The sequence below is a fragment of the Microbispora sp. ATCC PTA-5024 genome (genome assembly GCF_000511135.2).
In the GTDB taxonomy this organism is placed as follows: Bacteria; Actinomycetota; Actinomycetes; order Streptosporangiales; family Streptosporangiaceae; genus Microbispora; species Microbispora corallina.
This window is the reverse complement of the sequence record NZ_KI866522.1, coordinates 227,887-239,873: the sequence shown is the minus strand read 5'-3', so window position 1 is coordinate 239,873 and position 11,987 is coordinate 227,887. Positions and strand designations below refer to the sequence as shown.

Here is an 11,987-nt window from a genome sequence, read left to right as displayed (position 1 = left end):
CGCGAGAGGCGTCAGCGCGGCACGATCACCCGCAGCGCGCCCGGCACGACCGCGCACGTGACGGGAGCCGGGCCGATCCGCTCCCCGTCCGCGTACGCGACGACGTCGGGGGCCTCCAGCGTCACGGTCCTTGCCCGCCGCACGGACACGGCGGGATGCGTGACGTGGCTGCCGCGGTAGACGCGGGGGAAGGTGCGCAGGAAGTCGGCCTTCGGCACCGCACCCAGGACCAGCACGTCGAGCAGGCCGTCGTCCGGGCTGGCGTCGGGGCAGACCCGCATGCCGGCGCCGTAGGAGCGGGTGTTGGCCACGGCGACCAGCATGGCCTCCCGCTCGACCACCTCCCCCTCGTCCAGGGTGATCCGGAACGGGATCGGCGTGAACGAGCGGAGCTCCTCCACCAGGGCCAGCAGGTACCTGGCCATCCCCGGCGGCCACGTCATGACGTTGGCCCGCTCGTTGACGCGGGAGTCGAAGCCGCAGGCCAGCACCCCCGCGAACCACTCGGACGGCCCGACGCGCGCGGCGTCCACCACCCGGACCCGGCCGTCCGCGACGATCGCGGCGGCGGCCAGGACGTCCCTGCGGGGGATGCCGAGCGCGTCTGCGATGTCGTTGCCGGTGCCCGCGGGCACGATGCCGAGCGGCACCGGCGTCCCGGCGACCGCCTGGACGGCCAGGTGCACGAGCCCGTCCCCGCCGAACGCGACCAGCGCGTCCGGGCCGGCCGCCACGGCCTCGCGCGCCCGGGCCAGCGCGTCGTCCGCCGACGTGCCGACGATCACGGAGACGGGGCGCCCGCCCTCGCGCAGCCGCCGCAGGACCGGGTCGAGGAGACGGAGGGTACGGCCGCCGCGGGCGGCGGGGTTCACCAGGACGACGAGCTCACCAGACACATCCGGAACATAGCGGCACCGATCGGACAGCGCCAGAGTCCGCGGCCCTGGACGCCCGCTCAGTCCCTGGTGTCGAGCGAGTCCAGCGAGGACTCCTGCGGCCCGTCGAGCTCCTCCTCGATCGCCCGCGCCCTGATCTCGTCCGCCGCGTCCCGCCTCTTGTCGTGGACGTGCATGAAGACCTCGGCCACGAAGAAGAGGACGACCATGGGCAGCGCCAGCGCCAGCATGGTGAACGGATCCTGGCTCGGCGTGGCCACCGCGGCGAACACGAACAGCAGGAAGACGATCATGCGCTGGTGCTTGGCGACCGTCCGGTACTTCAGCACGCCGATCACGTTGAGGAACACCATCAGCAACGGCATCAGGAACGAGATGCCGAAGATGACGAGCATGAGGATCAGGAACGTGAGGTAGTCGTCGACGTCGATCAGCGCCAGCGCGTTGCCGGGGACGAACCCCAGCAGCAGCGACAGACCGCGGTCCATCGTGAGGTACGCGAGGGCGGCGCCGGCGCCGAACAGCGGGATCGCCAGGCCGAGGAACGCGATCGTGTAGCGCCGCTCGTTCTGGTAGAGCCCCGGGGTGACGAACGCCCAGATCTGGTACAGCCACAGGGGCGCGGTCACCACCACGCCGAAGATCACGGCGACCTTGAGGTTGATCATGAAGCCGTCGAGCACGCCGTGCACGACCAGCGTGCAGCTCTGCCCGTTCGTGATCTTGTACGCCTCGGGCAGCCGGCAGAACGGGGCCGTCATGAAGGTCCAGATCGGGCCGAAGAACGCGAACCCGATGCCGGTGCCGACCACGACCGCCAGGAGCATCTTGACGATGCGGTTGCGCAGCTCACGGAGATGCTCCATGAGCGTCATGCGCCCGTCGTCGAACGACGGCTCCGGGCTGGACCGCTTCAGCAGCGCCATCTGTTGATCCTGCTCGGTAAAGGGGCCATCAGGACGCCCGGACGGATCAGCTCGACCGCTGGTCGTTCTGCGTCTGGGACAGGGGCACACCGTTCACGGTGGGCTCGGAGGCGGCGCGCAGACGGCGGTTCTCCTCCTCCAGGACGCGCAGCCGGTCCTCGACGGACGGCGTCGCCGGGGCGATCTGCTGCGGGGGCGCCGCCTCCGCCTTCACCACGGTCGCGGCGTCGTCCTCCTCGCGCAGCTTGGAGGTCTCCTTCTTGAACAGCCGCAGCGACTGCCCGAGCGACTTCGCGGTGTCGGGCAGCCTCTTGGCGCCGAACAGCAGGATCAGGACGACTCCGATGATGAGCAGTTCCGGCACACCGAGTTGGGACATGACCGCTTCCTTCACACGCAGGGAGGTACCATCACCGATCGTACGCGCACCACAGGCCGGTCTTCACCCGCGCTCGGCCCGGAGCGTACTGCCGGCCGCCGGAAATTCATCCTCCGGTAGCCCGAGACGTCGCCTCGCCCTGTCCAGCTCGGCGCCGAGCCCGCGGGCCGCGGCGAACACCCGCACCGCCGGCACGGCCAGGACGGCGAGCCCCGCCACGGCCAGGCCGACAGCCGCGAAGATCCACGTCATGGCGGCCATGCTAGCCGCCGTCGCGGGCCGTCGCGCGGTCAGCAGGCGGATTCGTAGTTAGCCAGCGCCGCCGTCGCCGTCTGCGCGACCCGCTCGCCCAGCGAGGCCGGGGACAGCACCCGCCCGCCGTCTCCCAGGCGCAGCGCGAGCCGGACCACCCACGACTGGTCGCGGGCGCGCAGCGCCACCCGCAGCCGGCCCTCCCCCAGCTCGGTGACCTCCTCGCACGGGTAGTACTCGGCGACCCACCGCCCGGCCGGGGTCAGCTCCAGCTCCACCAGCTCGTCGCTCTCGGACGGCCGGAACACGCCCTGGGTGACGTCCATCGGCTCGGCCTCGGCCGGCGGGTCCGCCGGGACGTCGAGGACCTCGACCTCCATGATCCGGTCGATCCGGAACATCCGCATCGCCTCGGCCCGGTAGCACCACCCCTCCAGGTAGTGGTGCCCGTCGACCAGGACCACGCGGAGCGGGTCGACCTCGCGCGGGGTGATCTCGTCCCGCCCCGGGACGTAGTAGCGCAGCGACAGCCGCCTGCCCCGGCGCGCGGCCTCGGTGATGACGGCGTGGGCGTCGGGCGCCGCGCCGATCTCGACCTGGACCTGGCTGCTGACGGTCGCCGCGCCCTCGCCGGCGGCCTGCTCCAGCTTGGCGATGACCCGGCCCAGCACGTCGCGGTCCTGGAACTCCGGGAGCTCGCCCAGCATGCGCAGCGCCACCAGCAGCGCGCTCGCCTCGTCGACGCCGAGCTTGAGGGGCCGGGCGATCGCGTCGGCGTTGTCGATGAGGATCTCACCGCCGTCCCAGGAGACGTCGATCAGGTCGCCCGGCGTGTGACCGGGCAGGCCGCACATCCACACCAGCTGGAGGTCGTCGATCAGCTGCTTCTCCGACAGCCCGAACAGGCGGGCCACCTCCGGCACCTGCGCGCCCGGATGCGACATCAGGTACGGCACGAGCGCCAGCAGGCGCGGCAGCCGGTCGGAGCTCATCGTCCCCCCGCCTTCCCGGAGTCGGGTCGCGCGCTCACTGCAGGGCCCCCTTCAGGCGGCGGATCACGGCCTCCCGCGCGTCCGGCGGGTCCGTCACGACGGCGTCCGGGCCGAGGCTGGCGATCCACCCGGCGAGCCGCTCGGGGTCGGCGAACGTCACCTCGGCCTCGTCCCACCCGTCGGTCCCCGGCCGTACGGACTGGGCCGCGTGCCGCAGGCCGAGGCAGGAGCCCTGGCGGATCCGCACGAGCGCGGTCCGCTCGTTGGGGACCTCCTGGTAGCCGACCATGGCCCGCAGGTCCAGGCCCTCGGGGACCGCGAAGGCCCCGGGGCGGCCCAGCGTCGCGACGGGCCCGGTGATGCGGCTGAGCCGGAAGACCCGGGCGGCGCCGCGGTCGCGGTCGTGGCCGGCCATGTACCACCGGCCGCGGCGGCTCACCACCCCCCACGGCTCCACGGTGCGCGTGAGCACCGACTCGCTGCCCGCCGAGCGGTAGTCGAAGCGGACGGCCCGGCGGTCGCGCACGGCCTCCCACAGGGCCGGGAACGCCGGGTCGCGGGTGTCCACCCGCAGCTCCAGCGGGCTCTCCACCTGGTCGGTGCGCACGCCTCCGGCGCGCAGCTTCAGCAGGGCGCCGCCTGCCGCCTCGGCGAGGTTCGCCCGCTGCCACACCTGGGCGGCCAGGCCGATGACCGCGGCCTCGTCCGGCTCCAGCGTGATCTCGGGCAGCTCGTACGCCTCCCGCACGATGCGGTAGCCGGGGTCGTCCTCCCAGGGGTCCTTGTGGACCTCGATCGGGATGCCGATCTCGCGCAACTCGTTCTTGTCGCGCTCGAACATCCGCTGGAAGGCCTCGTCGTTGTCCGGGTCGTACCCCGGGACGGCCTGCCGGATCTGCTCGGCGCTCAGCGGCCGCCGCGTCGCGAGCAGGCAGATCACCAGATTGAGCAGCCGCTCGGTCTTCCGCCGCGACATCGGGCCTCCCCTCCAATCGAGAACGCTACCCTTTTCGGCGTGATCAGATGGCGCAAGGGCGAGGTGGTCCGGGTCCGGCGCGAGTGGCCGGGGGCGATGGAGCTCGACGTCGCCCTCGCCGAGGGCGAGTGCCGCGCCCTCGCCTATCCCCCGCTGGTCGGACGGCCCGAGCCGGGCGACGCCGTGCTGCTCAACACGACCGCGCTCGCCATGGGCCTCGGTACGGGAGGGTACGCCATGGTGGTGGCGGTTCCGGACCGTTTGCCGCAAGATCCCGCCGGCCCGGGCCATCTGGTGAAGGCGCGCTACACCCCGCTGCAGGCGACCGTGCTCGGCGCCGACGAGCAGGACTCCCCCCATCACGACGTTTTGCGGGAGGCCGACTCGCTCGACGGCATGCCCGTCGTGGTCGCCGACCTCCACTCCGCCCTGCCCGCCATCCTGTGCGGCCTGTACGCCTCGGCCGCCGGGCGGCCCCGCGTGGCGTACGTGATGCTCGACGGCGGCGCCCTGCCCGCCTGGTTCTCCATGTCCTGCGCCGAGCTGCGGGCGCGCGAGTGGCTGTGCGGGGTCGTGACGACCGGCCAGTCCTTCGGCGGCGACGTGGAGGCCGTGACGACGCACACCGGACTGCTCGCCGCCCGGCACGTGCTGGGCGCCGACGTCGCCGTCGTGACCCAGGGACCGGGCAACCTCGGCACGGGCACCCGGTGGGGCTTCTCCGGCGTGTCGGCCGGGGAGGCGGTGAACGCCGCCGCCGTCCTCGGCGGACGCCCGGTGGCGGCGCTGCGGGTGAGCGAGGGCGACGCCCGGGACCGCCACCGCGGCGTCTCGCACCACTCGCTCACGGCGTACGGGCGGGTCGCGCTCACGCAGGCGCGGGTGGCGGTGCCCGACCTGCCCGGCGAGTTCGGCGACCGGGTCCGGGAGCAGGCCGCGCCCCTCGGCGCGCGGCACGAGCTGGTCACCGTGCCGGTGGACGGGCTGCTCGGCGCGCTCGAGGCGTCGCCGGTCCGCCTGTCGACGATGGGCCGCGGCCTGGCGGAGGACCTCGCCTACTTCCTCGCCTCCGCGGCGGCGGGACGGGACGCGGCCGGGCTGCTCGGCTCGTAGAACTCCTTGAACGTGAACGCCTCCGGCCCGGCCCCCTGGGAGCGGAGCAGGCCGAGGCGTCCCATCGCCTCGTCCAGCGGCGGCCGGTGCCCCTCGGGGACCCACCACATCACGCTGTACGGCTCGGCCGCCCGGTGGAACCAGTCCCTGCGCCGCCTCAGCACGCCCAGGTGGGGGCTGCGGTAGACGAAGTTCCACAGCGTCGTGCGGGACTCCCACACCGACAGGTTGATGAGCAGGTGGTCGCCGTACTCGTGGCGGACCACGTCGGTCGGCAGGTCTCCGCCCTTCATGCGCCAGACGAACCCGGGCGCGACGTCGGAGACGGCGTTGATCGGCTCGAGGGCGGCGACGAACCCCGCCAGCCGTGCGGACTCGATGGGCTCCAGGAGATGGGCGACGTTGAGCTGCGCGAGATGCATGCCCGGATTCTATGTCAGTCTTGATTATTTTTAGAAGACCCGGCGTCGCGGGTGAACGCGACGCAGCACTCCCCCGGCCGTGGGTCGAGCGCGGCCGTGACGCCGCGCTCGTCGCGGGCGGCCAGCAGCCCCTCGCACATCGCGAGGTTCATCGAGCACACGAGCAGCGGGTGCTCCTCGGCCAGCAGATGGAAGGGGCAGTTGCGCAGCCGGATCCGCCCACCCTCCTCGTACGGCTCGTAGCCGCGCGCGTCCAGCACCTCGACCAGGTCCGCGCCCTCCGTGCCGGCGGCCATCCGCTCGCCCGCCCGCCGGGCGGCCGCCTCGGCCTGCTCGTCGCCGCCGAGCAGGCCGACCACCTCCGCCAGGACGAGGGCCGGGGTCCGGTAGTCGCGCGGCGGCAGGCTCACGGCCCGCTCGCCGGCGGCCCTGCGGTAGACCTTCGCCGGCCGTCCGCTGCCCGGCCCGGTGCGGTCGGTGAGCCGGCGGAAGCCCGCCTCCAGCAGGCCCGCGCCGACGAGCTTGTCCAGGTGGAAGGCCGCGAGCGTGCGCTGCACCCCGGCGGCCTCGGCCGCCTCGTTGCGCCCCACGTCCCGCCCCTGGGACGCCACGAAGCGGTACAGCTCCCGGCGGACGGGATCGGCGAGCACGCTCATCGACTCGAGGTCGTCGCTCTTCACAGCCCGGAGTCTAGAACCGCCCCGCTCACGCCCGGCGGGGACCGCCGCCGAGGGCCAGACGGGCACGCGGACCGCCGGATTCCGGGCGTTGACACCGCCGTGATCGAGCTGCTTTCATTAGGAAACCTTCCTAACTAACCCCGAAGGGATCCCCCTCCTCGGGTGACCCGCCACACCCCCTCCTCGACGGCGCACCCCCATCGCCCGCGGCACTCCACGCGGGCCGCCCGTCGGCGAGACAGGCGGAGAAACGGAGATCACGACGTGAAGAACCTGCTGCCCGGACGCGCGTCCCGGCGCGCCGCCGTCCTTCTGCTGGCCGCGGGCGCGGTCGCGCTGTCGGCCCAGGCCGGGCTCGCCTCGCAGGCGAGCGCCGCCGGCGCGGCCCACGCCTCGGCGGCCCGGGCCTCGGCGGACCTCACGGACCCGAAGAAGAAGGAGATCGCGATGGAGCTCGTCTCCAGCGCGGAGAACTCCTCCCTCGACTGGAAGGCCCAGTACAAGTACATCGAGGACATCGACGACGGCCGCGGCTACACGGCCGGCATCATCGGGTTCTGCTCGGGCACCGGCGACATGCTCGACCTCGTCGAGCTCTACACCCAGCGCAAGCCGGACAACGTGCTCGCCAAGTACCTCCCCGCGCTGCGGAAGGTCGACGGCACCGACTCCCACAAGGGCCTCGACCCGAACTTCCCGAAGGACTGGCGCACCGCGGCGTCCGACAAGGTCTTCCAGCAGGCCCAGAACGACGAGCGGGACCGGGTCTACTTCAACCCGGCGGTCAAGCAGGCGAAGGCCGACGGCCTGCGGGCGCTCGGGCAGTTCATCTACTACGACGCCATCGTCATGCACGGCCCGGGCACCGACCCGGTCAGCTTCGGCGGCATCCGCAAGACGGCCATGAAGAAGGCGAAGACCCCGGCGCAGGGCGGCGACGAGGTCGCCTACCTCAACGCGTTCCTCGACGCCCGCAAGGCCGCGATGAAGACCGAGGAGGCGCACAGCGACACCAGCCGGGTCGACACCGAGCAGCGGGTGTTCCTCAAGAACGGCAACCTCGACCTCAACCCGCCGCTGAAGTGGAAGGTCTACGGCGACAGCTACGAGATCAAGAGCTGAGCCGGGCCCCCGATAGACGAACGGCCTCTCCGCGCCCTGACAAGGGCGGGAGAGGCCGTTCCGCGTGTCGTGCCTGGGAGCTCTGCGCCTGCGCTCGGGACGGCCGGCGCCGCGATCAGGCGGCGCCGAGGACGTCGACCACGAACACGAGCGTGTCGGTGCCCTTGATGCCGCCCTGCGAGTTGCCCTCCTTGCCGTACCCGAGGTCCGGCGGGATCGTGAGCAGGACGCGGCTGCCGACGGGGACGCCGGTCAGGCCCTGGGCCCAGCCCTTGACGACCTGGTTGAGGGCGAACGAGGCCGGCTCGCCCCGGTCCCAGCTGGAGTCGAACTTCTTGTCGGTGCCCCAGATCTTGCCGATGTAGTGCGCGAGCACCGTCTGGTCGGCCTTCACGGCCGGGCCGTCGCCCTTGATCACGGTCTTGACCACGAGCTTCTTCGGCGGCTTGGCGGCCGTCTTCGTGGTCAGCGTGGGGGCCTTGTCACCGCCCGGGTTCTCCAGCTTCACGCCGTTGAGGCCGGGGTCGACCGCCGCGCCCTGGGCGGCCTTGGCGGCGGCCGAGACGATGTCGACGACGAGCACCTGCGACGACGTGTTGAAGTCGGTGCCCTGCTGCTTGGCCTGGTTGATCTGGTCGGCCGACAGGTTGTCCTTGGCGATCACCGCGAGGACGCGGCCGCCCGGCTTGGCGCCGACGAGGGCCTCGTGCAGCGCCTTCGGCAGCTGCGGGCTGACGGTGACGAACTCCGACTTGCCCTGGTCGTAGTCGGAGCCCGGCGACTTGTTCTGCTTGCCGTCCCAGTTGTAGACCGTCACGTTCGCGGTGAGGACGTCGCCGTCCTTGGCGGGCGTGCCCGAGCCCTCGACGACCTTCTGCGCGGAGGAGGTCAGCGACGGCTTCCCGGCCGGGAAGGTGAGCGTGGGCTTCTTGCCCGCGTCTCCGGTCACCTTGATTCCGGAGGCGGCGGCCTGCTGGCCGGGGCTCGCGCTGGGGGCGCTCTTCTGCGCGGTTCCGCAGGCGGCGGCGAGCAACAACGGTATGGCGGCGACTACGGCCGTACGGCGGCGCATGTGGGAATCCTCAGACAGACAGCGGGTCCGGGTAACCCTACCCGAACCCGCCGTCAGAACCGTGTAAGCCGATCACATCCCCGCTATCAGCTTGTCCACCCTCTCGTCCACGGCCCGGAACGGGTCCTTGCACAGGACGGTCCGCTGGGCCTGGTCGTTGAGCTTCAGGTGGACCCAGTCGACGGTGAAGTCGCGGCGCTTCTCCTGGGCCTTGCGGATGAACTCGCCGCGCAGCTTCGCCCGCGTGGTCTGCGGCGGGACCGACTTCGCCTCGAAGATCCGGACGTCGCCGGCGACCCGCTCGACCGCCCCCCGCCGCTGCAGCAGGTAGAACAGGCCCCGCTTGCGGTGGACGTCGTGGTAGGCCAGATCGAGCTGCGCGACCCGCGGCGACGACAGCGGAAGGTCGTACTTCTGCCTGTAACGTTCAATCATCTGGTACTTGGTGACCCAGTCGATCTCCCGCGCCACGAGGTCGAGGTCGCCGGTGTCGACCGCCCGGAGCGTGCGCTCCCACAGCTCCAAGACCCGCTTGCTGGTCTCGTCGCCGCCGCGGCGGTCGACGAAGTCGCGGGCCTTGGTGAGGTACTCCTGCTGGATCTCCAGCGAGGACGCCTCCCGCCCGTTGGCGAGGCGGACCCGGCGGCGGCCGGTCATGTCGTGGGACACCTCGCGGATCGCCCTTATCGGGTTCTCCAGGGACAGGTCGCGCATGACGACGCCCGCCTCGATCATGCGCAGGACCAGGTCGGTGGCCCCCACCTTGAGCAGCGTCGTCGTCTCGCTCATGTTCGAGTCGCCGACGATGACGTGCAGGCGGCGGAACCGCTCGGCGTCGGCGTGCGGCTCGTCCCTGGTGTTGATGATCGGGCGCGAGCGGGTGGTCGCCGAGGAGACGCCCTCCCAGATGTGCTCGGCCCGCTGGGACACGCAGTAGACGGCGCCGCGCGGCGTCTGCAGCACCTTGCCGGCGCCGCAGATGATCTGCCGGGTCACGAGGTACGGGATCAGGACGTCGGCCAGCCGTCCGAACTCCCCGTGCCGGCCGACGAGGTAGTTCTCGTGGCAGCCGTAGGAGTTGCCGGCCGAGTCGGTGTTGTTCTTGAACAGGTAGATGTCTCCCGCGATGCCCTCCTCGCGGAGCCGCTTCTCGGCGTCCACGAGGAGACCCTCGAGAATCCGCTCCCCCGCCTTGTCGTGGGTGACCAGCTCCACGACGTTGTCGCATTCAGGGGTGGCGTACTCGGGATGGCTGCCGACGTCCAGATACAGCCGGGCGCCGTTGCGGAGGAAGACGTTGCTCGATCGGCCCCAGGACACCACTCGCCGGAACAGGTACCGCGCCACCTCGTCCGGCGACAGCCTCCGCTGCCCGCGGAACGTGCAGGTGACGCCGTACTCGTTCTCAAGCCCGAAGATGCGTCGATCCATCACCTCACCCTATTCCCCGAAACCGACAACTCAACAGGGATCACGCGGCTTATTGCTCCGGCGATACGGGGGAAACGAGGTCAGGGGGTGTAGATCTCCACCACCTTGACGATGTGGCCGCCCTTGACGGTGATGAGGGCGTACAGCTCGCCCTTGTCGGCCCGCAGGATCAGCTTGTTGCGGGAGCACCGCTGGGTGCCCACGTAGTCGCCGTTGATCGTCTGGTCGTTGCCGTCGCAGCCGACCGCGCTGAGGAACACCACGTTCTTGTCGATCTGGGCGGCGAAGGCCATCGCGTCGCCCTCGGGCGGCCCCTCGAAGTGGCCCGTCGTCTGGCCGCCGACGTCCCGGACGAACCGGACGGGGACGTACTCGACGACGTTGGCGTCCTGCATGGTCCGCAGCTCGCCCCGGAGGACGCCGTCGCGGCTCGGGCTGATCCCCCGGGTGAAGTCGTGCCCCGGGTCGGACTGGAAGACGCCGCCGAAGACGGGCGGCGTCTTGTCGGAGATCGGGGGCCACTTGTCGTCGCCGGTGGGGTCGGCCACCGGGACGGACGGCGCCGCGCTCACGGAGGGGGTCGGCGCGGCGGGGGCGGAGGACTCGGCCGGGGCGGCCGGGGTCGCGGTCACCGTGACCGTGGCGGTGGGGCCGGCCGCGGAGCCGGCCGTGCCGGAGCAGGCGGCCAGGGAGAAGAGGGCGACGGCCGCCGCGGGAACCCCCGCGCGCCGGAAAAGGTCGAAAGTCGTCACAACCGGATGAGACTAGCGAAACCGGGGTTTGGTTGGGCCCGGAACCTGTGATCTTCACCGCAGGGGCCCCTCACGTCGACGCCGCCGCGGCCCGGTGAGGGCCGCGGCGGCGTCGTGGACGATCCGAGAGGGACCCTGGAGGGGGTCCGGGGCGGGACGTCAGCCGGCGGAGCCGGTGTCGATGTCGCCCTCGGGCGCGATCGGCGGGCCGGTCTCGGGGGCGGGCGGCGCACCCTCCTCGCCGGACTCGGGCGCCGCCGGGGTCTCCGTGGGCGCCGCGGCGCTCTCCAGCAGCCGCTCCAGGCGGGGGCCGGCGAGACGCAGGAACTTGCGGTGCTCCCGGCCGCGGTCGAGCACCGCGACCTCGAGCTGCCCCGCCGGGGGCCGCTCCCCGCCGGGCTCGGTGAGGGCGCTGAGCGCCGCGTCGAGCGCCTGCGGCAGCTCCAGCCCCTCGCTGTAGCGCTCCTTGAGCCGGCCCGCGACGGCCTCGGCCTGGCCGCCGATCACGGCCATGCCCTGCTCGTCGAAGACCGAGCCGTCGAAGGTGAGACGGAAGATCTGGTCGTCCTGAGCGGTGTCGCCCACCTCGGCGACGACGATCTCCACCTCCAGCGCCTTGATCGAGTCCGTGAAGATCATGCCGAGCTGCTGGGCATACAGGTTGGCGAGCCCGCGGCCGGTGACGTCGGTCCGGTTGAAGGTGTAGCCGTTGATGTCGGCGTACCGGATGCCGGCCAGGCGCAGCGACTCGAACTCGTTGTACCGCCCGACCGCCGCGAAGCCGATCCGGTCGTAGATCTCGCTGATCTTGTGGAGCGCCTTCGACGGGTTGGGCGCCACGAACAGGATGCCGTCGGCATACTGCATGACGACCACGCTGCGGCCTCGCGCGATGCCCTTACGCGCATACTCCGCCCTGTCCCGCATGATCTGCTCGGGTGAGGCATATCCAAAGGGCATGGACACCGGGGGTG

At 71.9% G+C, this 11,987-nt stretch carries 14 protein-coding genes; 2 read left to right on the top strand and 12 right to left on the bottom strand.

What is annotated here, in order from left to right; genetic code table 11:
- Nucleotides 1-11: 11 nt before the first annotated feature.
- From MPTA5024_RS01065 to MPTA5024_RS01040, 6 genes are all read right to left on the bottom strand, one after another.
- The gene (locus MPTA5024_RS01065) at nt 12-896 is read right to left on the bottom strand and encodes a diacylglycerol kinase (protein WP_036318791.1); all 885 of its coding nucleotides are present in this window, start codon (nt 894-896) and stop codon (nt 12-14) included.
- 59 nt (nt 897-955) lie between these two features.
- Complete coding sequence (gene tatC, locus MPTA5024_RS01060) at nt 956-1,822, bottom strand: twin-arginine translocase subunit TatC (RefSeq protein WP_036318788.1); 867 nt, start codon at nt 1,820-1,822, stop codon at nt 956-958.
- A 46-nt stretch (nt 1,823-1,868) separates the two neighbouring features.
- The gene (gene tatA, locus MPTA5024_RS01055; RefSeq protein ID WP_036318785.1) at nt 1,869-2,201 is read right to left on the bottom strand and encodes a Sec-independent protein translocase subunit TatA; all 333 of its coding nucleotides are present in this window, start codon (nt 2,199-2,201) and stop codon (nt 1,869-1,871) included.
- A 63-nt stretch (nt 2,202-2,264) separates the two neighbouring features.
- Entirely contained in the window at nt 2,265-2,453 is a 189-nt protein-coding gene (locus tag MPTA5024_RS01050; RefSeq protein ID WP_157099239.1) for a hypothetical protein, read from the bottom strand.
- Between the two features lie 38 nt (nt 2,454-2,491).
- The gene (locus MPTA5024_RS01045) at nt 2,492-3,445 is read right to left on the bottom strand and encodes a helix-turn-helix transcriptional regulator (protein ID WP_036318779.1); all 954 of its coding nucleotides are present in this window, start codon (nt 3,443-3,445) and stop codon (nt 2,492-2,494) included.
- A gap of 34 nt (nt 3,446-3,479) precedes the next feature.
- Entirely contained in the window at nt 3,480-4,421 is a 942-nt protein-coding gene (locus tag MPTA5024_RS01040; protein ID WP_036318777.1) for a helix-turn-helix transcriptional regulator, read from the bottom strand.
- Between the two features lie 39 nt (nt 4,422-4,460).
- Here MPTA5024_RS01040 and MPTA5024_RS01035 point away from each other — a divergent pair, with 39 nt between their 5' ends.
- Nucleotides 4,461-5,534 carry a DUF3866 family protein gene (locus MPTA5024_RS01035; protein WP_036318775.1) on the top strand — a complete coding sequence of 358 codons (1,074 nt, stop codon included), beginning with the start codon at nt 4,461-4,463 and terminating at the stop codon, nt 5,532-5,534.
- Here MPTA5024_RS01035 and MPTA5024_RS01030 read toward each other — a convergent pair.
- On the bottom strand, nt 5,477-5,956 hold the full coding sequence (locus MPTA5024_RS01030) for a DUF3291 domain-containing protein (RefSeq protein WP_036318772.1): 480 nt from the start codon (nt 5,954-5,956) through the stop codon (nt 5,477-5,479). The genes MPTA5024_RS01035 and MPTA5024_RS01030 overlap by 58 nt on opposite strands.
- A gap of 14 nt (nt 5,957-5,970) precedes the next feature.
- A complete protein-coding gene (locus MPTA5024_RS01025) occupies nt 5,971-6,636 on the bottom strand; it encodes a helix-turn-helix transcriptional regulator (RefSeq protein ID WP_036318769.1) in 666 nt (221 codons plus the stop codon).
- 264 nt (nt 6,637-6,900) lie between these two features.
- Between MPTA5024_RS01025 and MPTA5024_RS01020 the strand changes: the two genes are divergently transcribed.
- Nucleotides 6,901-7,758 (top strand): chitosanase, encoded by an 858-nt coding sequence (locus MPTA5024_RS01020; protein ID WP_036318765.1) that lies wholly within the window; start codon nt 6,901-6,903, stop codon nt 7,756-7,758.
- 115 nt (nt 7,759-7,873) lie between these two features.
- On the opposite strand, the gene MPTA5024_RS01015 is transcribed toward MPTA5024_RS01020, so the two are convergent.
- From MPTA5024_RS01015 to prcA, 4 genes are all read right to left on the bottom strand, one after another.
- Nucleotides 7,874-8,830 carry an FKBP-type peptidyl-prolyl cis-trans isomerase gene (locus MPTA5024_RS01015; protein ID WP_036318763.1) on the bottom strand — a complete coding sequence of 319 codons (957 nt, stop codon included), beginning with the start codon at nt 8,828-8,830 and terminating at the stop codon, nt 7,874-7,876.
- A 72-nt stretch (nt 8,831-8,902) separates the two neighbouring features.
- Nucleotides 8,903-10,261, bottom strand: coding sequence for a Pup--protein ligase (gene pafA, locus MPTA5024_RS01010; RefSeq protein ID WP_036318760.1), 1,359 nt, complete (start codon nt 10,259-10,261; stop codon nt 8,903-8,905).
- An 80-nt stretch (nt 10,262-10,341) separates the two neighbouring features.
- Nucleotides 10,342-11,013 carry a hypothetical protein gene (locus MPTA5024_RS01005; RefSeq protein ID WP_051457571.1) on the bottom strand — a complete coding sequence of 224 codons (672 nt, stop codon included), beginning with the start codon at nt 11,011-11,013 and terminating at the stop codon, nt 10,342-10,344.
- A gap of 159 nt (nt 11,014-11,172) precedes the next feature.
- The gene (prcA, locus tag MPTA5024_RS01000; protein WP_036322690.1) at nt 11,173-11,973 is read right to left on the bottom strand and encodes a proteasome subunit alpha; all 801 of its coding nucleotides are present in this window, start codon (nt 11,971-11,973) and stop codon (nt 11,173-11,175) included.
- Nucleotides 11,974-11,987 lie beyond the last annotated feature (14 nt).